Genomic DNA, 24,835 nt, shown 5'->3' on the forward strand with positions numbered 1-24,835 from the left:
TCTACCTCCTATTCAATTCGGTTTTGAGCATGAACGATGATGACGTCCAATTCTTTGTTGAAATAGACTCGGCTAGCATCGTCTATTAATAATGATGTTTCATCGTTGTCTTCTGTTAAAATACTCGTTTCATCATTGAACTCCGCTAACAATTGCGTATAATCCTCCGACTCATCAAGTAATTGCGTCGTTTCTTCATGAAAACCAGCTGTTTTAGCTGCAGCAACTTCTTTTCTTTTTAATTTTATTTCATTCGTTACTCGTTTCTCTGATATTTCCTTTGTTTTGCCATAGCGCCTCGGTAATTGTTTCATTGTTTTACCAAGTCTAACCCCTGTTAAATCACTAATGACTTGGATCATGTTTAGTTTAATAAAAACATAGATTGTGATCGGCAGTGTAAATACCATCCCAGCCAAGCCGCCGTAAAACAACACTTGGTTTGTCAACTGTTCCCCTCCTTTTTTACAAAATGTTAAAGTTCGTTAGTCTTCTCTTTAGTTTTTTAAATCTCTCGTTATTCTCAGCGCCGCTAATTTCGCTTGCATTTTCAAACTTACGATTCACTTCTGAAAAATTTCTAGCATCTTCACTTTTGCTTTGCTCAATATCAAGCAGTAAATCAATTAATCTCACGTAAGCACCTAAATGATTGGGATTTCCATTAATTATCGAATTAAACTGTTCAATTGCCTTAAAATGATCGCCCATCTCTGTGTAAATCACTCCGATTCTTACATATGCTTCCTCAGCATCGGTCACTTCTAAATCAATTAACTGGTAATAATGTTCGATTGCTTGAAGGAAATCATCTCGGGCACTTGCACGATCTTGTGAATTTACGCCGCGACTGTGATAGGCCTGTGCTAACTTTTCCTCGAAGTCGATCTCATAGCGATATTGCAATGTCTCATCACCTAAGCGCTGTAATAGTTCTTTCGCTGTTTCTACGACAGCAATTGTAAGTGTATTCGCTTCGGGAATTTGACTCTTATAAGAAATATAAATGTTTGCGAGAGAATTATAATTATCAATTCGTTTCGAACCGTTCGGTAACGTATCATTGTACTCTTTGAAAGATAACAAATACTCAGAAAACTCATCGTAGTCGATATTCATACTTCCCATTGTTAACGCTAGTGTTTTATAGTACTGAACATCGGGGATCTCTTTTTCATTCACTTTTTGAAAATAGGTGAGTGCTGTATGGTAATCCCTTTTTAAATCAAAATAGGTCATCCCTACTTTAAATAAGACTTCGTTATTTTGATTAATTCTTCCGTAGTTATCTCTCATAAAAGTTTCTATCTTTGCAAGACCCGCGTTAGTTTCGTCTCTATTAATATATAAATCTAATAAGTTAATATAGGCCTCAGATCTTCTTCTATCAACTTCAACAATGGCTAGTTCCAATAATTCGATCGCGCGGCTATGGTCACCATTGATGATCGATCTGCTCGACTCATTGACTAAGTTCATATAATCTTGAAATTGTTCATTCTTCATTCCTGTATAACCGACAACGGTTGACGTCGTGAAGGTGATAAATAGAGCAAACGGTACTAAGGCAAGCGCCAAGCTTTTCATAAGCTTCTTTTTATACCCTCTCGTTAATTTGTTGATATTTAGTAAGTCATAGGACAGTTCTTCACAGCTTTGGTAACGGTCATTTGGCTCTGACTTTGTACACTTTAAAATGATGTGCTCAAGGCCTTCTGGTAAGGATGGATCCCAGTATCTTATTGGTTTTAACTCAAATGGCGGTTCATTCAAGCTTTTTCCAGTCACTAGATTATAGAGAGTCACACCTAGACTATAAATGTCTGTTCTTGCATCCGATTGCTTTCCTGAGATTTGTTCAGGTGCCGCATATGACTTTGTCCCTAAATTCGTTGTATCACTTGAACTATCAACCTTGTATTCTCTTGCAATACCAAAGTCAATCAGCTTTATTTTCCCTTCTGGCGTCAGCATAATATTATCAGGCTTCATATCTCGATAAATAATTGCGTTCGGCTTTCTCGTATGTAAATAGCTTAAAACATCACTTAGTTGTTCGGCCCAGTTGACAACGAGATTAGCTGCTATCGTTCCTTCTCTTTGGACTTTCTCTTTTAAAGATTCTCCTTCGATATAATCCATGACAACGTAAATATCGCCTTCTGATTCAATAATGTCATAGATCTTCGGGAGTGATCCATGGTCCAACTTTTTCAGCATATTCGCTTCTAACACTAAACTATTGATTAGGAGTTGGTCATCACTGTTGGCTCGCTTGCGAATATCTTTAACAACTAAAGACTTATTTAAGCGATTGTCCATCGCAAGATAGACGATACTCATTCCACCTCGGCCAATTTCCTTTAAGATTTCATAGCGATCATCGACAAGACTTCCCGGTTTTAGCACATCGGCACCTCCTTTTTGAAACTATTGGATCACTGTGACTAACGCAGAGATATTATCTTTTTCATTCCTTGATTTTACGAGATCGATGACCTCAATGATCTTTTCCTTCATCTGTTGTTCATTAGAAAATAATCCGGGTTTAAAATGATTGTATAGTTCTTCCTTTGATAACTGATGATGAAATCCATCTGAACAAAGGAGGTATAATGTTCCCGCTTCAATTTCTCCCGATGTGAAAACAACGTCAATCTCTTTTGATGCGCCAACGCATTGCAAAAGGACATTTCGCTTTGGATGAACGTTTGCCTCTTGTTCTGTGATGTTGCCACGCTCAAGCTCTCGTTCCACTAATGTTTGGTCTTTCGTTAATTGCTCTAGCTTTCGATCAATCCTGTAAGCTCGACTATCACCAATTTGAGCAATATAGTAGGTAGAATAAACAACTAGTAATGCGGTTACTGTCGTTCCTAATTGGATATAGGCATTATTTCCGTATTGAAGAATCTTTTCATTAAGTACCTTTAGACATTCTTCTAGCTTCAAGCAAACGAGTTCTTCAAGAGTATCGTTGTAAACTAGTTCTGGTAATTCTTGGTCAAACCACTCTGACAATCCCCTAATGACTGTAGCACTCGCCAACTCACCGTGAGATAATCCTCCCATTCCATCACAAACGACAAAAAGTCCGATTTCCCCTTTTGGCGTTTTCGCCGTTTTTAAAAGTAACGCATCTTGGTTAGTTGATTTTTTTGTACCGATATCAGTATGATAAGCTGCTAAAAAAGCCAAACGACCACCGCCTAAGTTTTCTTACTGGTTTTCTCCCGAACTAAAGCTAAATCTTGTTTTAATTAATTTCGAAATAAACTTCTTGATGCCGCGTTTTTCACTAACATACCGTTGTCTTAGTAACGCTACAGTAACATTGTCTTTTGCTCCACGTTGATTAGCCAATTCAACTAAATGGTCGCTAATCTGTTGGAGGTCTTCATATTTATCGTGTAGCGGTTGTAGTAATCGTTCGATCTCATCTTTCGTAAAAAGGGTATAAAACCCGTCGCTACACAATAGAAACAAATCATTCACTTTATAACTACCCTTTGTTATATATGGCTTCACTTGATTTTTAATACCCAAACATTGCAACAACACATTTCTCTGCGGATGACTTTGTGCTTCCGCTTCGGTAATCAGACCATTTTTCAGTTGCAGCTCGACCCACGAATGATCTTCAGTTAATTGAGTTAGTCCTCCAGTTTCAGCTAGTGGCATCGTTTCAGTTTGTTGCTGTAATTCTTCCGTTTCATCACGATCTAACTTGCATACATCTTCTGTTTCTTCATCACTTGATAACGTTACTTCAGATGATGAAATATGATAAATGCGGCTATCACCTACATGACAGATTAGATAAGAATTTTTTAATAAGACGAGTAACGAAACCGTTGTCCCAATCTTTCTCCATTGACTTCTTTCAATTAAGCTATTGTTCATATCGTGTAACAGCTTTTCTATTTCGGTAGCCATTAATGCTAATGGCTTGTCACTTTCAAAAATGAACCTATTTTGCTCTTGCCACCAATTGTGAATTGTGTCAGTGACTAGCTTGCTAGCTACCTCACCAGCATGATATCCACCCATCCCATCAGCGACTAACATAATGGCTATCTCTTCACCATCAACATCACGATCTAGCTTTAGAAAGACACTATCTTCGTTATTCTTCTTAACTACACCCGGATGCGTCGAGAGCCCGAAATTGAATGAAGATTGCATTTGGCTCATGATCATTACCCCGTTTTAAATGTATAGACGACTTTTCCAACTTTTATTTGATCGCCGTCTTGTAGCATGTGTAATTTGTAAGGGACCAGTCTCTGACCGTTGAGATCTGTTCCATTTTTCGAACCTAAATCCCGGACTGCGACGTTCTCACCATTCTTCTCAAACTCGATATGAGTTCTTGAGACACCCGCCGTTTTTTCAGCATACTGGGCTTTTTCTGGATTTCGTCCGATAACGAATGGCAATTTAGTAATCTGAATTTTTTCTGTGCCAGAATTGCGATTTACCTCAAGAAAAGGAATCGGCCCGTGTTGTGCGGATGGAGCTAAGTTTTCACCACTTAAAAGCACGGTTGCGTCTGGCTCATAGTCTGGTTCTGACAACAGCGTTGTTTGATTATGTAAATGATCAAAATAATGACTATTGTCGACAGCTGCTGCTTGTTGGAGCGTCGGTTCAAGGTTCTGACCTTGATAAGCGTTAGCTACTTCAACCTTCTGTCCTTGATAAGCATTAGCCGCTTCAACCTCTTGACTACTTGGTTGTTGCTTTTTATTTTTTGGTCGTTTCTTGTTAACTTGAGAGTTTTCATTGCTTTCATTGATCACTTCAACATTTTCATCCGTAGACTTTGGTTTACGAACGGCTAAGATATAGTAGGCAACCGTTAACGCTAATAAGCTTAACCCTGCACAAATATAAAGCATCCCTTCTTCTGGTCTCATTTCGTATAGCTTCCAAATGGCCGCAATCGCAATCGCTGTCGGAGCTAGTACGATGATGAGCTTATTTTTCGGTTCTGCTTTTGCAGCTTGCTTTTTAGTTGCTAGTGGTTTGACTTCAGGATTAGTATGACTAGGTTTCGGCGCTTTTTTATGGCTAATGCCTTTGTTGGTTGATTTTGGATTAGGCTGTTTTTGCTGCTGTGGTGACGGTACGCTTTTTTGCGGAATGATATCGACTTGACTAGGAGGACTATTTACTGGTTCTTGCTTCGTCACCGGAATATTTGCTAGCATTGATGGAGCTTGTAGGCTCGCTGATTGCTTTCTTAATGCATCTAGCTTTGTTTTTAATTCTCCTAGATTAAAACTAGGATCACTTAAATAGTTGATGAGGTTTTGAATACCATCGCCTCTCAGTTCCATAATATGCGACATCAGACTGATGATTAAGTTCCTAAGTTCATTATTCAAACTAGGCTTATCAGGAACTTTACTTAACGGTAGATATGTTAGGTATATATCGGTAATATCTTTGTCCGTAAAAATCAGATTTTCATTTAAAATATAATTTTGCTCACTTAGCATATATTCTTTACTTTTGTCGATTACCGATACGACTTGAAAAAGTAGGTTGTAATATTGATCGATCGTTAATTTATTTTCACGCAACTTATGTGATAACATCTTCTTCGCTGCGAAATTATAATAAAGCTTCACTTGAAAATCCATTTCCTCCACTTCTAAAGGAAGAACTCTATCAATCGAATTTGCTTGAAGCATTTTCACTTGGATTTTCGCTAGATCATTCGTATGGATATTTTGCTCACCATCACGTAAAAAAACGATGTAATTCCCATTTTGTTGTTCAAAATCGTAGTGGAGATTATAGATCGTTTGGTTCATAGTAGCGTACCTCCTTTGTAATAAGAAAAGCGCTTGAAGCTAGACATCAAGTAGTAAAAACGCCTATACATTCTTATTTTTTTATAGTAATTAAGTTATGATCGCCTGATATCTATAGAAAAGTTGAGATCGTGACAATTACCCCTGGCAATACTGCATACATAAACGGGAAGCGGGTGCTTTCGATCCGTTTGAAGTCTTCTAAACTCTTAATATCTCTAGACATTATTGAACCAACTATACGGTAAATCGCATAGACCATACGACTTACAAATTGCTTACGAAATAATAAAATAAAAGCACCGATAATTCCTGCAAAAAAAATTGAATACATTAATGTGTATAGCGTAAAGTGAAACCCTGCGATAGCACCGATCGCCGCAAAAAGCTTCACATCTCCAGCACCAATTGCCTTAAATAGATACAGTAGCATTAGTAGCCCTCCACCAAATAGTAACCCTATAAAGGAAAAGAGCAGACCATCTAATCCACCAATGATTAAGTGAAAGAGAACGCCAACTGCAACCCCACTCATCGTTAACCAATTTGGTAATAAACTTTTGGTTACATCCGTGTAGAAGGCAACAACAATTAAAATGCCTAGTAAAATGTAATGGTATTCCATTGGAATAGATAGCCCCCCTTCTATGATCCTAGCCAGACTCTTTCTGTTGATTGTTTTTGAAGTATATATTTACTTTCTAAAAAAGGGACAGGGATATCTAATTGATAGTGCACGACAATTTTCAAGAAATTATCAGCGATATCAACCTTCACTACTTTTACATTGTCTTTATTTAAGATCCCTTCATTAGACTCCGCGATAAAATGTTTAACGGCCATTGTAAAGGCCGTGTTTTTCACAGCTTCACCAGCACTTTCCAACGGTTGCGAAATTAACATTTGATAACCTTCTTCACCTAACATCTTCCTTAATTCTTTTTCCATGTCGTTTTTCGCATCAAGTACATCTTCCTTCATTTTTACATATTTAGGCTGACTATTTAATGCGTTATTTGCACTTCCTATCACTCTATTCACAGGATATATTTGAGTAGCAATTTGCTTTCCAGTTTCAGTGACTGCTCGATTAAGGGCAATATCTGTTAAAGAGAGTTTAATGATAAACATCAGAAAGACTAAAAAGATAATAAAGAACGGCATAAAAATAGCTGCTTCTAAGGTAATGCTTCCTTGCACATCTTTTTTCAGCCTCATTTAAGAACACCTCATGTAGGATTTTATTTATTCCACGCGAAATTCGATCTTCGCCTTTTCCTCATTGTCTTTAGTTGTTACTGGCTTCTGAAGCGTCAAACCCCCAACGTAATTCTGTTGCCACGGAAGATCGAGCAAAGCCGAAGACTAGTTCATATGAACTCGATTTCGGAATATCAAAGATGCTTCCGTTAGTTTCATAGGAGGAGAAAGCTTTTATATCGCCTCTAAATTATTCTATTTGTTACTCGCTTCTGATACGTCAAATGTCCAAGTTAACTCGTTTGATACAGTAGAAAGGGCAAAGCCAAAGATTAACTCATATGAGCCTTCTGGATAATTATCAAAATAAATTTTCCCAGAAACTTTCTCACCGGGAAGAATTTCTTCCGGGAAGTTTGTACCTTCGTTATCTGTTCCAGTACCTCTTTCCACATTTTCTAATCTGGTTCTTGTAATTGACCAGGAGTCTAACGAAGTATCGCCAATATTTTCTATGGTTACATCTGCGACGATAAAGACTTCAAAGTATGGTTTCGTTCCATCATATTCTTCAAGTATTTCAAAAGAGTGGACAGTAACGTCGTACTCCCCCAAAGTATCCTTCATTCTTCCGGTTTCCCCAAGTTTTAGGACTTTTTTCTCTTCTACTTTTTCTGTTTGTTTTGTCGTTTCTTTTGAAGTGCTCGAAGGTTCGGTTGTTGTTCCTTCACTTGATTTGTCTCCACAACCTACGATTGTTAGTAGGGTTAGGGCTAGTAATATCGTACATAATTTTTTCATTGTTAAACTCCTATTCATTACTGAATATTGGACTATGTTTGTTAGTTTCATAGGAGGCGAAAGGTTTATTCCGCCTCTCAACTATTTTATTTGTTACTCACTTCTGATACGTCAAACGTCCAAGTTAATTTGCTTGAGACAGAAGAACGGGCAAAGCCAAAGATTAACTCATATGGGCCATATGGGTAGTTATCAAAGTATATTATCCCTGACACTGTTTCACCGGGAAGAATTTCTTCAGGGAAATCTATACCTTCGTTATCTGTCCCACTACCCCTTTCCACATTTTCTAATCTGGTTCTTGTAATCCCCCAGGAATTTAAAGAAAAATCCCCAATATTTTCTATGGTTACATCTACGGCAATAAATACTTCAAAGTATGGTTTCGTTCCATCATATTCTTCAAGTATTTCAAAAGAGTTGACAGTGACATCAAACTCTCCTAAAGTGCTTTTCATTCTCCCTGTTTCACCAAGTTTGAGCGCTTTATTTTGCTTATCTACTTTATCTGTTTTTTCTTTCGTTTCCTTTGATGTGCTCGTTGGTTCCGTTGTTGTTCCTTCGCTTGGTTTGTCTCCACAACCTACAGTTGTTAGTAAGGTTAGGGCTAGTAAGATCGTAAATAGTTTTTTCATTTTTAAACTCCTATTCATTACTGAATATCGGACTATGTTTGTTAGTTTCATAGGAGGCGAAAGCTTTTATTCCGCCTCTCAACTATTTTATTTGTTACTCGCTTCTGAAGCGTCAAACCCCCAACGTAATTCTGTTGCCACCGAAGATAGAGCAAAGCCGAAGACTAGTTCATAAGAACTTGATTTCGGAATATCAAAGATGATTTGACCAGACACCGTTTCTCCTGGTTGAATTTCTTCTGGAAAAACTGTGAAACTTTCTTCATTAGAACCACCGTTACTATCCAAATCAAATAGTCTTGTTCTTGTTATCGTAAAGGAATCCAACGCTTTTTCTCCAAGGTTATTTATTGTTGCATCTACCACAACAAACCAAGTGTTTGAAGAGTAGGGTTTGTTTCCCTCGTATTCTTCAAGAATTTCAAAAGAGTTAATAGTAATATCATGTTCACCTAAAGTGTCCTTCATTCTCCCTGTTTCCCCAAGTTTAAGCACTTTATTTTCCTGGTCTACTTTTTCTTTTTGTTCTGTCGTTTCTTTTGAATTGTTCGTTGGTTCCGTTGTTGTTCCTTCACTTGGTTTGTCTCCACAACCTGCGATTGTTAGTAGGGATAGGGCTAGTAAGATTGTTAATATATATTTCATTAGATTATTTCTCTCCTCTGTTTTTTAATATGAAAAGTGTGCATGTTTTTTGAACTCATATCGATTATCGGCGTTAACTTTTCCATCGAGCACACCAATGACATTTAATGTTTTAGCGATTTCTGGGATAAACCAAAGTTTTAATGATGTCGTTGCTGTCCCTTCTACATATGTGTATCTTTCTTTCAAATCGACTCCCGACTTCCTCTCAATCATAGCCATAACCCGCATTAACCGTTTATCTCCTCCTGGATTCATGAATAAAAATAGCCGAAGATAATCTTTGTAAGCAAACCTGAGACCTGGAGTTAATCTACTATTTATCAAAAGTGGATCCTGACGATCTGTTGTGAGAGCTTCCAAATCCGAAATAGCATTACCCAATGCATACCCTAACGCCGCAAGAAATATTGCTAACGGATGCCCGGCTGCTCTTACCCTATTATTCATTAGTGCATCAATAAACCGTAACGCAAACCGTATCGCAAATAGCTGCCCAAGTGCTGCACTATAATTTGCTCCTGGGGCGTGGAGTCCGTAAATAATGTATTCAACTTCACGGTTATCTAATAAATAATCGTCACCATTTGCAATACCTCCTGATGGCTTTTTGCTGTTAAAGTTGAGCAAAATGTATTCATTGATGTACATTTCATCACGAGCATTTAGGAGGATGTTACCGATGTTCTTAAATAGTGCATCTAATAAGTCCATGGCGCTGTTCCCACTATCACTTGCGTCAGTTCCGATGACTAATTTATCTAGTGCTGGCAGGCCATGTTCTTCGGCAAATTGGTCATATTCTTTGAAAAGTTCTTCAAGTTGCTTATAAAATTCACTCTCACCGCCTATTGCATCTAAGGTATCATCAATGCTGTCTAAGAGTTCGCCTGCTTTTTTATTTTCTTCGACATCGTCAAATTCTGGTTCTACTTCGACTTCCCATTCTTTTCTTTTTGGTGGATCACCAAGAAAAATCTGTACACCATCAGATATTGCTCTTCTCATATTCGGTAAGTGTTGATTAATTGCGTCCCTTGACTTGTTCAATTCTGTCGCATCGGTTAAATCCTTTGCTAAGTCTCCAAGTGGCGTAAAAGCATCTTCAAGTACGTCTAAAAACGGGATGATTTCGTTGCTTTCTTTTAGCGCTGTATCTACAGCTTCTTCTAGTTCGCCAAAAAAGTCATAGCCATCGATAGCAGGATCATAGATGTATTGGTCTAAATCATTAGAAAGATTTTCTATATCACCGGCAGCTCCTTTAACATCACTAGATCCTGTACCTGTTTTTGTTGTTAATTCCACCGATTCGTTATAATCGTTACCAACTTCAGTGCGACTTTTGTTGATAATGTCCTTGATCTTTTCGTTACGATCTTTTGCTTCCTTAAGGTTATTTTCTGCTTTCTCTAGTTCTTTTTTGATATTATTTGCATAGCCATTAAGCTTTTTAATTAAGTTCGTACAGTTTTTTTCAAAGGTTTCAATCTTCTCTTGTTCTTCCTTCAGTTCTTGTTCTTTTTCTTTCCTTTTTTCTTCTTGTTCTTTTTCCTTTTTCGTTCTTTCATCCTTATCTTCTATATCACTAAAGTCCTCGTTGAAATCGTTTTGTAACGCTTTTTCAATTTGTTCTATATTTTTCAATGTAGATTTATAGCCGTTGTTAAAATGGTAGACTATGTCCGAAAAGTTGTTAACGTTTGGAAATGATGCACCTCTTGAACCATTTATGCCATTATCTAACCTTTCGCTATCAGCATGACTAGTTGTTAAGTTGTCCTTAAGTTTATCTAAAGCCTTTTCTCTTTTGTTAAACTCTTTTTCGACCTTCTTAGCGACCTTCATAAAGACGGATGCTTCTTTCATCGCTTCAGAGATAAAATTAAATTTTTCCAATATCGTCGTTACGATTTCAACAGGTGCTTTATACTTCATATCTTCTAAGATTTGATGGCGAATGATTTCTGGATGGGCGAGCTGTCTTGTGACGTCAACCTCTGTTAGTTCTACCTTAGGGTCAATAAAATTAAATACCTTTGCTTCACCTTCGATGGACTCCATTTCCATGCTTTCTTTCAGTACCTTTTCAAAAATCGCAGCTGCATCCCCATCAAAACCAAACAAACCGAAGTTCTTTAGTAATTCGTCATCAAATGAGGAAAGCGTCGACCTAACAGCACTTTGAACTGCGTATTCAGTCTGTTTATCGGCTGCTAGTATTCTCGCATAATCAATTAATACTGCATTAAAGAAGAAAACTGGTAATATGATCAGGATAAAAAATATAGAAACAGAACCCTTTACATCAGATTTAAATTTCTGTATTAATCTTTTCAAACCAAGCCCCTCCGCATGCCTTCAAAACTACAAAGTTAGTTAATTTCGTATTACTCTTCATTACCAACTCGCTCTAGAAAATGGTAGATTAACTCTGTTGTTCTAATGATTTCAACAGGGTCTTTAATCGAAGCATTTGCAGTCGCATGAATATCGCTACTACCGCCTCTTAGCTGCCTTACATATTCGAATAAATTTAAACTACGCTCTAATTCTACGGTTACCTCTCCGCCAACGAGGGTTGGTCGATACGATATGCCTACTTCAGGGTACATTGATCTTCCTCTTGCAAGCTTTTTCTCAACAGGATTAGAAATTTTAATGCCAGGTAACTTGTTTACATAATAGAGAAACTTTTCATTCGTTCGCCAGTACAGACCATCGCCACCACTATGGGTTGTATATTCATTTACTTGAAATTCACCTGTGTAACCGTCTTTTTGACTGTTATCCCATACAAAGGCCATTCGTTCTGCAATGACATGCGCCCTATGATAAATGACGGCATTTTCATAAATGACTAAACTTAATAGGACAAGCCCAATCGTTACCAAGAACAAGATTGGGAAAACTAGGGAAGCCTCGATGGTGAAGCTTCCCCTATTATCCTTCTTAAATCTTTCTACTTGTACTCTGAGATTAAGGTCCATAGCAATGCCCTTCAACCTTAATCACTATAAATTTGTCTTAGGTGGCGTCGGCGTTCCAATACCAGTGATGATTGACTCAACCCACTCAATAATTTTCTTCCCAAATAATAGGGCAACTGCTACTAACACTGCTAAAATAAGCAACATCTCAATTGTTCCTAATCCTTCTTGGTCATTCCAAAAATTAGTGAAGAATGCTTTTACTTTTCCCATGTTCATATCTCCTTTTTACTTTTAATTTTTTTAACCTAATATTATTAATGCAGGGTAGGCTATCACTAGCAACACTGCAATAAAAATTAATACCATTGGAAATATCAACTTAGACGAGGCTTCTTCGCCTCTCGTTCGCGAAATAACCTTCCTCTTTTCCCATAAATCGTGGGAAATTCCTCTTAAAGCTAACGATAATTCGCTACCACCTCTGCGGTAATTCAGTAAGACTGTTGTAACCAAAATAGATACTTCCTGTACACCACAACGTTTGCCTAGTTCCTCCATGACTTGATTAAATGAATCGCCATTGCGTAATTTCGTAACTGCCACATTTAATTCAACATAGAGTGGATTATCATCTTCATTTTTCATCGTTGTACAACGAATGATTGCATTTTGAACCGTTTCACCGGCATTTACGAGTAAGGCAACCTTGCTCGCAAACTCTGGAAGTTCAAAAATAATGTCGTGTTTTCTTTTCGTTGTTTTCTCATCTAACTTTTTTATAAGTAAATATGGAACCAACATAGCAAAGATGATTGAAAAGACTAGAACAGCCATATTCCCTTCTCCAAGTACGGCTAAAACACCGCCACCAACAAGACAGAGTAAAACAACCGAAATGATCTGAGCAATAAACATTTTCGTATACTGTAGCACCTCTCTCACGCTATACATGATTGAGATTTTTTGTTGGAGTGGCATAAGCTTTCCTGAAAGTCTCTCCATTAGGCGAAGCTTATCAATGAGACACAAGGATGCAGGTGCCATAAATAAAACTTGAAAATCGGCTCGATTGTCTTCAATAAACTCTTTATATTTCTGACCTGCCATTATAAATAATAAGAGAACGATAACTACAACAACCACCGTATAAATCATAATCGGAAACATGATCATCACACCTTAATATTCATAATTCGTTGACTAATCCAAAACGAAAATACGATAATGCCTAAACAGATCGTCATCACAATTGGGCCTACGATGCCACGAAGATCATAAAGTGGTTCCATATATTCACCAGCTGTATAGCCTAGTAAAGCAATCATTAGCACAGGCATGATTGATAATATCCTTGACTCAAACTTCTTCTGTGCCACCATTACGGAAATTTCTTGTTGAATTTCAATTTTCTCGCTAATCATGTTTGAGGTTCTCCTGATTACTTCGACTAGATCTCCACCTGTTCGTTTACATGTAACGAAGACATCGGTAAAGTTTGTAATATCATCGACCCCTGCTCGTTCGCTAAAGTCGATGATGGCACTCTCAATCGGCTCACGATTAGCTACTCTGCGATTTATTAGTTCAAATTCTTTTATAATGTACGTATTAGGGTCAGGATAGAGCAGTTCTAAGTCCTTTGAAACTTCTAAAAATGCATTCTCAATCGAACGTCCAGCAACTAAAGATGAAGATACTGAGAATAACGCTTGCTGAAATTGGTTACTTAACTCTTGTTTACGATTTTGTAATAAGCGTTTCTTTTGAAGTTTCGGAAAAAAAAGTCCTAGTAAGGAAAAAACGATTGCTACTACTAAACTCTTATAAAAAATATAACCGATGATAAAAAAACCAACTGCACCAATAAGTCCGTAAAATACATACTCACTCTTTTTTAGATTGTAAACATTGTAGTCAATTAAAGTTTCGGCTACTAATAATTTAGGCTCAGCTCTGTCGCTCTCGTAGTCGATTTCCATTTTAGCCTTTGTTCTTTTGTCATAAATCAGAAAAGCAATGATCGTAATAAAAACAGCTGCACCTGCGACAATTAAAATTTCCACGCGATCACCTCCTAAATGATTAAAATTTTACGCCAGCCATTTTCAACTTAATCTTATTTTGTAAGTCATTTCCTGTTGGCCGGAGTTCACCTATGACTTTGCCGTCCGCTGTCTCTCCCTCTTCAACAAACTCATATAAAGGGTTTAGCTTGATATCTCCATCTTCTACACCTAATACTTCGCTAATAGCGACAACTTTTCTTGAATGGTCACGAATGCGTGCTAAATGGATCATAATTTCGATGGCGGACGCGATTTGTTTACGAATAACTTCAATCGGCAATGTCGCACCGCTTAATACCATCGTCTCAAGACGGCTAATCATATCGATCGTTGAGTTTGCGTGTCCTGTCGATAATGAACCATCATGCCCTGTGTTCATCGCTTGTAACATGTCTAGTGCTTCTGCTCCACGAACCTCACCAACGACAATCCGATTAGGACGCATCCGCAACGACGCTTTAATTAAATCTCTGATTGTAATTTCACCTTTACCTTCCGTGTTCGCATTCCGTGTTTCCATGCTTACTAGGTTTGGGACAGAGTGAATTTGTAATTCAGCTGAATCCTCAATGGTGATAATCCGTTCAGAAGCTGGAATAAAGTTAGATAACACATTTAAGAACGTTGTCTTACCAGAGCTGGTACCGCCACTAATGAAGATGTTATACTTTGAAACTACTAACCTTTCTAAAAGTTCAGTAACTTCTTGGTTTATAGCACCCTTTTTAATCAAGTTCTCCATTGTTAACGGTTGCGCTGGGAACTTACGGATCGTCATTGTCGGCCCTTTTAAAGCAACTGGTGGCAATACGACATTCACACGAGAGCCATCACCTAACCTGGCATCGACGATTGGAGAAGATGCGTTAACAGTGCGGTTCACTCTACCAACAATCATTTGGATAATATCTTCTAGTTTTTGCTCATTTTCAAAATGAGTGTTTGATTGATAGACCTCGCCATTTTTTTCAATAAAAATCTCTTTATAGCTATTGATCATAATCTCAGTAACTGCTGGATCTTCAATAAGTGGTTGAAGGACGTCATAACCTCGAAAGGCGTTGTAAATCCTTAACACTAACCATTTCATTTTTGTTGCAGTTAAATGATGGCTTCTTGAAAATTCAAAGACAGCTTCTTCAATATACGATCGCAACTCTTCATCCTTCATGCCCCTATTTTGATTAAGCATGTGGCGAGTGCTTGTAATCATGTTTAAGACGATCTCTTCATCAACCATTTACAACACCTCGATTGGCTTCAAAGAGCGTTTTAAACATCTTTAAAATATATTCAGAAAACACCGGCACAGAAGTTAATTGTTCACCAACTCTAACTTCCTTCCACTCTGGTACATATGGCAAGTATGCTTCGATTGGTAGCTCAAATCGCTTGAACTGTTCGGCAACATTGCCCATATAACGATTTAGGACGAACGATACTTTATGACCAAATTCGTGATCAGATAAAATAGAAGGCAGTTCCTCTATGAAGAACGATGTTTTTGTATAGCTTTGAATGTCGTTATTTAATAACCACAGTACATGGTGCGACTTATTCAGAGCAGCCTTCATTCTTGAATTGATGGTGCTGTCTAAGTCAATAATAATGTAATCGTAATTACCAGTATCAACCAAACCCTTTATTAAAACTTCAGTATCTTCCTCCGTCAATTCGTCCATCTCTTCAACATTCGGCAAAAGTCTAAATAAATCAATCCCTGTATTCCCGTCATATTTTTTTAACGTCTCGATTTTCAATGCAAGCTCCTCTGATGCCGTTTTTACATAATAAAGAATTGGTGACGATGCATTATCATTGTCGTCATCGAAAAATGAATACGTCGTATTTAACAACTCAAGATTTAAATAAAAAACACTATATTCTAAGGAGGATATTTGTTTTGCTAAGTTGAAGGCAACTGTTGATTTTCCAGCTCCCCCTGTTGCTGAAAATACTGAGATGATGTTTGTTTTTTCAGTTCCGCTGGTGCGTTTAGGAGCTTTACCGTTTTTTTCATAAAAAATCGTGGTGACTTGTGAAAGTAATTGAGCTAAAGGCTGATATTTGAAAATTACCGGAAAACCTTCTCCTAAATTTCCTGTTTGTTCATCTAAACCAATCACTACATCTATATTTCCACATAACTCATGAGGGATATTACTCGTGGTGCATAACAATACATTTACTTTAGGATCACCAGACAAATATTGTTCCAACGATTCCTTTTTTGAGAACAACTTAACGTCAAACTTGGAGGCAAAATTAGATGTTCTTATGTAGCTAGCCAACATTTCAATGTAGCTTATATCATCATCTGAAACAACTAAACTAATTTTTTTCATTTCATCATACACTCCCTACCTATCTATTAAAGAGCTCCTGTAAGTTTAAGTACGCCACCAAGTATTAGAACAAATGAAAATACAGCCAGTATGATAACAATTCTTCCATGATTTTGACTTGCTTTCTTTTCCATCCTAATCCCCCTTCAAATTTGAATGCTATGTATGAATGACCTACCATCCTTAAAAACCGCCTCAAAATATTCACAAAAAAAATAAAATAACTATTGTTATTTTTCATTTTATGATTATATTATATTTTACTACTTTATTTTACATAAATAGCAAAAAAGATAAAAATTGGAATAAAACAGTAAATTAGTAGTAGGTATTCATGCTGAACTTTCTCGTTTCAGTAGTAATTTTATAGGTAATTATATCCATTAATACCTACATTATGCTTACCTCTAATCAGATATAACTATATATTAACAAGTGGAATGGAAAATCTAAACAAATTTGCTTAGCTCCTTCTCCTAAAAATATGGAAATCCCCCCTGAAAAATCATTCTCTATTCGTATGGATACATAAGGCGTTAGAAAGGCTAGAGACAAGCCTTGAAATTTCCTATCTTACTCTCTATTAAACTATTAAAAAGTTTAGAGGTGATACTTATGGGCTTCAATCAATTGTTGGATACAACATTAGGTAGTCGAAGGTTTTTTTATACTGTCGAGTGCTCTATCTGTGGCTTTGACGAAATTTACTATATCCACCCTAAAACCGAAAAGTTGATCGGGAGAGCTTGTGAAAACTGTCACTGTATTCAGTGCTTTAACTTTGGCCAAAGGTAAAAACATATGATAGTCATCCTTTCGTTTTGGGGTGACTATTTTTTATTAATAGGAAAATGCCCATATTTTATTGGTTAATATTAAAAGCTAAGGAGGATATTAAGCGCTTATATCTCGGAAAAAGTATGTTAGTCACCTTTCGTTTTTGGTGACTATTTTTCTGATATCAAGAAAATGCGCATATTTTATTGGTTAATATTAAAAGCTAAGAAAGAATTAGGTACAGCGACAGGGGAATTTTTAATCAAATTTGAATTTGGTACTACGACTTGGAAATTCTTAATCGATAAGATTAATTGAATATTGCCACGACAGGTTATCCCTAACCTATGGAAGAGTTAGTTTCTGCGACATATTTTTAAACAGAATAAATACTACTCCTGTCGACATCGTGTGATATTAGAATACTTTAGGAGGCGTTTCATTATGTGGAATGCCCTTTTTTGGGGGACATTAGCAGCTTCGGCTACAATGCTAGGAGCAATCATAGCATTGAAGTTTTCAATACCAAAGAGGATCATTGGTTATATTATGGCCTTAGGCACAGGGGCGCTTATTGGCGCGACAACATATGAGTTATTAGAAGGCTCTTTAGAAATTAGTGGCTTTAAAGAAGTAGCAATCGGCTTTTTAGGTGGCGCTTTATTATTTACGATTTTAGACTATTTGATTTCACATAAAGGTGGACATCAGAGAAAAGAAGCAGAGCGTTCTGTTGTTAAAGATAGTGAGCAACAAAATGAAGGGAAAACTTCTGGAATGGGGATTTTCATTGGTAGTGTCATGGATACAATTCCTGAGACTGCGATGATTGGATTAAGTTTAATTGGCGGTGGCTCAGTTAGCTTGGCCCTCGTCGTTTCGGTTTTTATAAGTAATATTCCAGAGGGACTTTCAAGCACCGTCGGTTTACGAAAAAGCGGTTTTTCCAAAAAGAAAATCTTGTTTATGTGGGCGCTCGTCGTCTTTTTCTCGGCACTAAGTGCTCTAGCAGGTGCTACTTTGTTAAATAACGCTTCAGATAGTATTAAAGCAATCGTTAGCTGCTTTGCCGGTGGCGCTATTATTGCAATGATTGCTTCAACAATGATGCCAGAGGCTTATAAAGAAGGTGGACCAACAGTAGGATTTGTCACCTCACTTGGCGTTTTTATCGCCTTATGGCTGCACCATATGTGACTGAAACAGCGGGTTCGAGAACGGTCCGCTGTTTTTTGGGGTGTATTACAACTCTGCACAAAAAGGAGAAGGTTCCTGACAAGGGCATTTTCATGTACCCAAACGAACTAATTTTGCACCTTCCCGAGTGGCGCTTGAGACCTATCGCAATGATGTTGCTCCCTATTGATTCCGATTTTCTTCCTATTATATTAATTGACGGATTTTTAACCTATATGGTTTTTTTTCGTTCTTTTTTAATCATTTCATCACCTCGGGAGTAATTTTCTCCACTTTTAAGGGATTTCCTTTTGAATTTTTCGTGAAATTTGCTCGGTAAAATTTGCTTACTATCCAAAAACATCATTTTACTAGCCAAAATTTGATTTTACTATCCGAAATAAGTCAATTACTAGCCAAATTCAACTGTTTTCTATCCAAAGTGATTTCGGGAGCTAGGGAGTGGTTCCATATTAAAAGAGAGAGTTTTTATATCACCTTATACTCACCTCAGAAATCCTCATGTCGAACATCTTCGAAATACATGGAAATTAGTAGAAATTCAGTAGTGAATTGGAATTATATATTATATAATTAAATTGGATTAGTACGTGGAAGGCAGAGTAAAATTAGACAACCAACCACTTGTATTTTCTATTAATATATCAAAAAGGAGTTGTTTATCTTGTGGAAATGGTTTAGTAGTTTAGTATTAATGGCTTTATTATTTTTTTCTACTTTTACTGTAGTTACTGCTGGTGATGTGATTAGCTTTTCAAGTAACCAGTTCTCTATTGTAAACGAAACAGAGCCCAACGATTCTTTTGAACTTGCTAATATAGTAAAGGCAAATCAAGAAATTAATGGGATACTTTCGGATGAAGAAGATCGTGATTATTATAAATTGACCCTGCCTTACAAGGGGAAATTTACTGGGTTTATTTTTTTACCTGAAGATTTATACGGTTATTATGATTATGATTTACGACTTTATGATGCTGAAGGCAATTACATTACGAAAAGTACTTTTTATTACTTTTATGACGAGGAAGAATACGAGTATTATTACTATCAAGAAATTTCAAGAACCTTGGAAAGCGGAACTTATTACTTATCAGTTCAAACTGACGACTACTACGTCTCCAATGTAGGATACAAACTATTTACTGATGTAGAATTTCAACCTGGTTATTCACATTCAATTTCTACAAGTGTAGCTTCACCACAAGTTGTTAATACTGCGATAACGATATCAGCAAAAAGTTCAAAGAGTGATCTTGAATACGAATTTTCCATTAATGGAAAGGTTGTTCAAAAATTTAGTAATTCTAAAACTTACTCTTGGAAACCAACCAAGTCCGGTAAGTATACTATTAAAGTTCGATCTCGTGATGTCCAAAATAAAGAAGTGATCTTGGAGAAGGAACTCTCTTACACTATTAATAAATACACTCCAGATTTTAAGATTACTGAATTAACATCCGATGTAAAAGGTCCTCAGATAAAAGGAAAAACGATTACTTTTACAACTAAGGCTGATAAAAAGGGACTTCAGTATCAATACTCTGTAAATGATAAAGTCGTTCAAAAATATAGTACAAACAACAAATTCAAATGGACACCAAGTAAAACAGGAAAATATACAATAAAGGTTGAAGTTCGGAGACCAGAACATCCAAATTCACCTTTATCCAAAAAAATGACTTATGAAATTAAGGATGGTAATGTTAAAATAACCTCACTAAAGGCTAATAAACAATCGCCACATCCAACAAATACTACTATAAAGTGGACTGCAAAGGCAGAGGGTGTCGATCTAGAATATAAGTTTAGTGCCTATCAAAATAAGAAATGGGTTACAATTCAAAACTATTCCAGTAAGAACACAGCTAATTGGAAACCAACAACAGCAGGAGATTACAAAGTTAAAGTTGAGGTTAGAAGCAAAGCCTCCGGTAAAAAGGCTACGAGAGAAGCTAAATATAAGATCTTTAAACCATCAAGTTTTTCAATCAGCTCGTTTAAAAGCGATCAAAGCTTAAAACAAGCTGCAGGAACGTTTAATATATTTACTGTCAAATCGACTGGCAGCTACCTAGAATACCGCTACCGAATTAAATATTATGGTCAATGGTATACTGTGCAAGATTATTCAAGTGATAAAACGTTTTATTGGACTCCACCAGAGTCAGGGAAATTTACCGTTGCAGTAGATGTAAGGCAAAGAGGTACGACAAAAAAACAGACTAAGACTGTAACACTTGATGTTCGGGAAAGACCTAATTTTTATATGAATACCGATTACTATATTCATCAAAACTACGGCTACTTTACCGTACAAAATTACGGATATAGTAACTTAAAAGTAAACAAAATTGAGCTTATTAACAATGACAAAGTCATCTATACTCATAGCCCAAAAGATTGGATAACTATTGGAAGAAGAAATGATACATTTTATTTCTACCCTAAAAATAAATTGACCCAATTTAATTACTCAACGGTTATTAAGGCTCACTATACTTATGATGGAGTCAGCCATATCCAATACCTTTACCGTTAGAAAAAAAGGGATTACCAAAATTGGTAATCCCTTTTTTTACCAGCTGTTGAAACTAATTTGGATAGTAATACACCAATTTTGGATAGTTTCCTTTACGATTCCGATAATAAAACCTGATTTTGGATAGAAAACGAATTTTTCACCAACAAGAACACCAAAAATCTACCCTAAGTCTGGTGTTTCTTGAGATCAGATTAGGTTTTTTCAATAAAAACTCCTGGTTAGCAAGGTCAGATTACGTTTTTTTCAAAAAAAAACTCATTTTTTGTTGACAGGAGATTTGTTTCAGAAGTAATAATCGCGTATTGAAGCTTCTGTTTTCGACCTAACTTTAATTTTCACTCAAGCTCCCCTAATATTTTCATCCGATCGTTTTCAATTCCGATCTGGTAGTTAACTTTGTTCGTAGTTTCGATCTTATCGCCGTTTTCAGCTACTTTAGTAACCTTAATTTCAGCAGTGACGTTGACAGTATCCTCGCCAATGGTCGTTTCGGTATCGATTAGGTGAACGGAGGATGTTGTTTGATAACTAGAGCGAAATTCGTTATAGGTTACACGGGATTGCCAGTCGCTTCCGAGCAGGGAATAGGCGGTGACATAATCATAGTTTGAGATACTTTCATAAAAGTAATGGACGAGATAGTTAGCTTCATCCTCATTTAAGGACATCCGGTAGTAGCTAATCGGCTCTTCTGGATACTCGCCATCAGACCATGCAGTAACAAGCGACCAAATGTTTTTAATTGGAAGAGAAAAACCAATGACTTCGCCTTGGTAAGCGGCGGAATTAATACCTACGACTTCGCCCGTTGTTGCAAGTAAGATCGGCCCACCACTACTACCTGGGGCAATTGGTGCCGAAATTTGATACGCTTTTTCAAAGTGATATGGAGGTAAAGAAAAGTCTCGGTTAACTGCACTAATGATCCCTGTTGTGACGGTGTTTTGATAGCCGCGTGGGCTCCCCATCGCGATGACACCGTCACCGACTTCACCTTCATAATCATAGGCGATACTCATTGGTTCAAAGTCCTCAAGCTCAACGACACGAACGACGGCAACATCAATCACCTCACCGACTCCGATCACTGTGCCGTAATACGTTTGCGTATCAGGCATTCGCACTAGGACAGTCGAAGCTCCCGCGACAATGTGCGCATTCGTTATAATGTCCCCTTTGTCATTGTACAGAAAGCCTGAACCTAACTCGCCATCGTCACGTTCGATCTGAACAACCTTTGGCTGATTTTTACGGATCACTTCCTTTATATCGATGCTGCTATCCTCAATGATTGTTCCTGCGACTTCTAACGTTTCACTATGTTTCATGCTCGCTAAAGACGACGAGCCGCTACCGTTATAGGTTTGAAAAATATCTTCTATGTACAAATACGAGATAATCGTGCTCACTAAGATCAATATAGTAGTAAAAATAGATATGCCCCAGCTTCTCGCCATCGTTCCACCCCCCTACTCTACCTTCCATTTATAATCAACAATTTCCACATTTGTAACTATTTCAGAGATTAAAAGAAACTCATCAAAAACGACTACCTCATTTGGCATTACTACGCTTTTAGAGGGAGTTGTCTTACTTTTCGAAAGTTCGTTTCCTTCTTCATCAAGAATTACATAATGAACCTCTATTTCAGAAATAGGTCGGGTGCCAACATTTTGGAGTTGTCCCGAAACATAGAATTCTCCACTATCTTCATCATGGAAAAAATCAATTGATACTAGTTTAATAGCATTTTTCGAATTAAGAAGATCTTCCTCAGCAGCTAGTGCCTGCGCTTTTTCAAGCCGTTTTTGTTCGTCTTGTTCAAAAGCAATCCGCTCATTTTTCACAGATTCTTTAAACGCTAATAACGTTTCGTTCGTCGGATCATAGCGTAGACCGAGGTCAACTTCAACCTCCGCTTCGGTAAACTGATTTTTACGTAAAAATAACTCGCCATGATTGATCGCAACTTTAACGATTTCTTCCTTTAAAAGCTGAGCCATTTCCGATGCAGCCGCACTCGTAAAGCCGGCTATTTTTTCTAAAAGCTCTGCTAAGTCTTGTGCCGTTCGCTGATTGTGCATAGCTTTGTCAAAGCTCGCTACTGTTAAAGAAGCCGTCATTAACACCGAACGTTCTTTATATTGATTAAAAAATGATCCCTCTTCATTTTTCAACTCTCGGTCTAATTCCTCTAGCAACTTCAAGCCATCGGCAAACTGCTTTTTTCCAGCGAAACTAGCTACTTCTTCCAAAAGCTTTTCATAGTGTTGTCCTCGTTCAATTACTTCTATATTAAATGCCGAAGAAACATGGTTTGGCCGTTTTTGCAACACTTGTTCAAAGATTGCTTTTGCTAAAAGGAGATCGCCCTCAAGCGCATACGCTTCACCGTCCATCACTGCCGCTTCAATATCGCTGTTAGTTGTCGATTGATGAAAATAAAAAGTAGCGATAACGACAACTGCAACAAAGAACGTAACCGTCGGAAGGAGCCAGACGATCTTTGTTGAGCGATTACTATCCTTTGTTCCAGGCACTTTGGCACCACAGTTCGAACAAAAATGACTTCCCTCATGGATCGTTTTCCCACATTTATGACAAAACAAATCTCGCACCTTCTTTCGAAACATAACCCCGTTCGTATGTTTACATATTATCCATACGTTTCAAACCTCGTTTTTTAGCGGGTAATGCCGAATTTTGAAAAAGAATAGTGATATTGTCTCATAATTCAGGTCGACTTTCAGCTGATCTCATAATTTACCAATCTATTTGTTATTTTTTTATATGATTACATAAACTCTCTCCTGTAAAAAAGAGCGTTTGGATCGTACTGTCTGTGATATTAGTCTTATAAAATTTGTTATCTATTTTAATTTCGTTCTATATACTTTTATCTTAATAATGATATTGATTGTTCCGAAACTTAAAGGTGAATTGTATTAAGCATTTGAAGTTAATTAATATTAGAAGAAAATCAAATAAAAAAATTTTAGAGTGTAACTTTTATATAAAGAATTCGTTGTTTACCATAGAAAGGATTAAATTATGAAGGAGGATCAAGAACAATCGCAGGATTTGATGCAGGAAACGTTTCTACGGGCATATGTTATTCTTCTTTTCGTAACGATAACAGTAAGGGGGGTTATTTTCAGAGTCGCTGGAAAGGATTAAATAGGGTTCAAGCTTTCATTTGTTTATTTTTTGAAATATGCTAACCTACCTTTCAATTACAAACGAAATAAAAAGAACCCCTTATTTACAAGGAGTTCTTCCAGCATATTAAGCAGCTAGCTTTTTGCTATCATTACGTTTATTTTTGAAAACTAAATTTTTTAGATATGGCATTACCCAACGATCTCCACCGAAGCGACCTGCGTTGTAGCCAGCAACTAGGATAAAGATAGTAATTAAGACCATCCAAGGATTTGATGAAACAGTTCCAGCAAACATGAAAGAGAAATTCATAACAATACCGAAGAATGCTGCATAAGTAGTTAAAACTCCAAGAATTAGTCCAAGACCAACAAGTACTTCTCCCCAAGCAACCATGAAGCTAAATAGTTCAGCATTTGGGATTGCAAAGTTTTCTAAAAATGCTAGATAAGTAGGATAAACTACTTGTTCTTGACTCATCACTGGATTGTTAACTGCTCCATTCAAATAACCAGCGGCATTGAACGGATCACCTGTCACTTTTTTCCAACCGACTGATAGCCAGCTCCATCCAAGATATACACGTAATACTGCTAATAAACCTGCTGCAATTTTATTTTCTCTTAAGAAATTCATGATCATAATTGATCATCTCCTCATCGTTTTAGTATAAATAGTAAGCGATCGTGCCTTGAAAAAGTAGGTAAACC

22 protein-coding genes are annotated in these 24,835 nt (G+C 37.0%); 2 read left to right on the forward strand and 20 right to left on the reverse strand.

The window, feature by feature from the left end; all coding sequences use genetic code 11:
- Positions 1-8: 8 nt before the first annotated feature.
- The 17 genes from ACK4M9_RS14185 to ACK4M9_RS14265 all read right to left on the reverse strand — a co-directional run bounded on the left by ACK4M9_RS14185 (position 9) and on the right by ACK4M9_RS14265 (position 16,447).
- Positions 9-449, reverse strand: a complete 441-nt coding sequence (locus tag ACK4M9_RS14185; RefSeq protein WP_409851787.1) for a hypothetical protein — start codon at positions 447-449, stop codon at positions 9-11.
- A 16-nt stretch (positions 450-465) separates the two neighbouring features.
- Positions 466-2,409, reverse strand: coding sequence for a protein kinase domain-containing protein (locus ACK4M9_RS14190; protein WP_409851790.1), 1,944 nt, complete (start codon positions 2,407-2,409; stop codon positions 466-468).
- A 21-nt stretch (positions 2,410-2,430) separates the two neighbouring features.
- Positions 2,431-3,198, reverse strand: coding sequence for a PP2C family protein-serine/threonine phosphatase (locus ACK4M9_RS14195; protein ID WP_409851791.1), 768 nt, complete (start codon positions 3,196-3,198; stop codon positions 2,431-2,433).
- 21 nt (positions 3,199-3,219) lie between these two features.
- A complete protein-coding gene (locus ACK4M9_RS14200; protein WP_409851793.1) occupies positions 3,220-4,194 on the reverse strand; it encodes a PP2C family protein-serine/threonine phosphatase in 975 nt (324 codons plus the stop codon).
- A 5-nt stretch (positions 4,195-4,199) separates the two neighbouring features.
- The gene (locus ACK4M9_RS14205) at positions 4,200-5,822 is read right to left on the reverse strand and encodes a DUF6382 domain-containing protein (protein ID WP_409851796.1); all 1,623 of its coding nucleotides are present in this window, start codon (positions 5,820-5,822) and stop codon (positions 4,200-4,202) included.
- A gap of 112 nt (positions 5,823-5,934) precedes the next feature.
- Positions 5,935-6,447: an A24 family peptidase gene (locus tag ACK4M9_RS14210; RefSeq protein ID WP_409851799.1), complete on the reverse strand. Its 513-nt coding sequence runs from the start codon at positions 6,445-6,447 to the stop codon at positions 5,935-5,937.
- A 20-nt stretch (positions 6,448-6,467) separates the two neighbouring features.
- A complete protein-coding gene (locus ACK4M9_RS14215) occupies positions 6,468-7,040 on the reverse strand; it encodes a TadE/TadG family type IV pilus assembly protein (RefSeq protein ID WP_409851801.1) in 573 nt (190 codons plus the stop codon).
- A 237-nt stretch (positions 7,041-7,277) separates the two neighbouring features.
- Positions 7,278-7,823 (reverse strand): DUF4352 domain-containing protein, encoded by a 546-nt coding sequence (locus ACK4M9_RS14220; RefSeq protein ID WP_409851804.1) that lies wholly within the window; start codon positions 7,821-7,823, stop codon positions 7,278-7,280.
- An 86-nt stretch (positions 7,824-7,909) separates the two neighbouring features.
- Positions 7,910-8,458 (reverse strand): DUF4352 domain-containing protein, encoded by a 549-nt coding sequence (locus ACK4M9_RS14225; RefSeq protein WP_409851807.1) that lies wholly within the window; start codon positions 8,456-8,458, stop codon positions 7,910-7,912.
- Positions 8,459-8,545: 87 nt separating this feature from the next.
- Complete coding sequence (locus tag ACK4M9_RS14230; protein ID WP_409851810.1) at positions 8,546-9,103, reverse strand: DUF4352 domain-containing protein; 558 nt, start codon at positions 9,101-9,103, stop codon at positions 8,546-8,548.
- A gap of 24 nt (positions 9,104-9,127) precedes the next feature.
- Positions 9,128-11,443: a hypothetical protein gene (locus ACK4M9_RS14235; protein ID WP_409851812.1), complete on the reverse strand. Its 2,316-nt coding sequence runs from the start codon at positions 11,441-11,443 to the stop codon at positions 9,128-9,130.
- Positions 11,444-11,493: 50 nt separating this feature from the next.
- Positions 11,494-12,093, reverse strand: a complete 600-nt coding sequence (locus ACK4M9_RS14240) for a TadE/TadG family type IV pilus assembly protein (protein ID WP_409851814.1) — start codon at positions 12,091-12,093, stop codon at positions 11,494-11,496.
- A 24-nt stretch (positions 12,094-12,117) separates the two neighbouring features.
- Positions 12,118-12,306, reverse strand: a complete 189-nt coding sequence (locus ACK4M9_RS14245; protein WP_409851816.1) for a Flp1 family type IVb pilin — start codon at positions 12,304-12,306, stop codon at positions 12,118-12,120.
- 30 nt (positions 12,307-12,336) lie between these two features.
- Positions 12,337-13,203, reverse strand: a complete 867-nt coding sequence (locus ACK4M9_RS14250; protein ID WP_409851818.1) for a type II secretion system F family protein — start codon at positions 13,201-13,203, stop codon at positions 12,337-12,339.
- Between the two features lie 5 nt (positions 13,204-13,208).
- Complete coding sequence (locus ACK4M9_RS14255) at positions 13,209-14,099, reverse strand: type II secretion system F family protein (protein WP_409851821.1); 891 nt, start codon at positions 14,097-14,099, stop codon at positions 13,209-13,211.
- 19 nt (positions 14,100-14,118) lie between these two features.
- Positions 14,119-15,342, reverse strand: coding sequence for a TadA family conjugal transfer-associated ATPase (locus ACK4M9_RS14260; RefSeq protein ID WP_409851823.1), 1,224 nt, complete (start codon positions 15,340-15,342; stop codon positions 14,119-14,121).
- Positions 15,335-16,447, reverse strand: coding sequence for an AAA family ATPase (locus ACK4M9_RS14265; protein ID WP_409851825.1), 1,113 nt, complete (start codon positions 16,445-16,447; stop codon positions 15,335-15,337). Before ACK4M9_RS14265 ends, ACK4M9_RS14260 begins: the two co-directional genes overlap by 8 nt.
- A gap of 1,221 nt (positions 16,448-17,668) precedes the next feature.
- On the opposite strand from ACK4M9_RS14265, the gene ACK4M9_RS14270 reads away from it, so the two are divergent.
- Together ACK4M9_RS14270 and ACK4M9_RS14275 are read left to right on the forward strand one after the other, a co-directional pair.
- Positions 17,669-18,421, forward strand: coding sequence for a ZIP family metal transporter (locus ACK4M9_RS14270; protein WP_409851828.1), 753 nt, complete (start codon positions 17,669-17,671; stop codon positions 18,419-18,421).
- A 664-nt stretch (positions 18,422-19,085) separates the two neighbouring features.
- Positions 19,086-20,963 (forward strand): triple tyrosine motif-containing protein, encoded by a 1,878-nt coding sequence (locus ACK4M9_RS14275; protein ID WP_409851830.1) that lies wholly within the window; start codon positions 19,086-19,088, stop codon positions 20,961-20,963.
- Between the two features lie 338 nt (positions 20,964-21,301).
- Here ACK4M9_RS14275 and ACK4M9_RS14280 read toward each other — a convergent pair whose 3' ends face one another.
- The 3 genes from ACK4M9_RS14280 to ACK4M9_RS14290 form a co-directional block, all read right to left on the reverse strand.
- On the reverse strand, positions 21,302-22,423 hold the full coding sequence (locus ACK4M9_RS14280) for a S1C family serine protease (RefSeq protein WP_409851833.1): 1,122 nt from the start codon (positions 22,421-22,423) through the stop codon (positions 21,302-21,304).
- Between the two features lie 12 nt (positions 22,424-22,435).
- Positions 22,436-23,575, reverse strand: a complete 1,140-nt coding sequence (locus tag ACK4M9_RS14285) for an FxLYD domain-containing protein (protein WP_409851836.1) — start codon at positions 23,573-23,575, stop codon at positions 22,436-22,438.
- Between the two features lie 676 nt (positions 23,576-24,251).
- Entirely contained in the window at positions 24,252-24,767 is a 516-nt protein-coding gene (locus tag ACK4M9_RS14290) for a DoxX family protein (RefSeq protein ID WP_409851839.1), read from the reverse strand.
- Positions 24,768-24,835: the final 68 nt, after the last annotated feature.

Origin of the sequence: Anaerobacillus sp. (assembly GCF_046314235.1) — a bacterium.
GTDB lineage: Bacteria > Bacillota > Bacilli > Bacillales > Anaerobacillaceae > Anaerobacillus.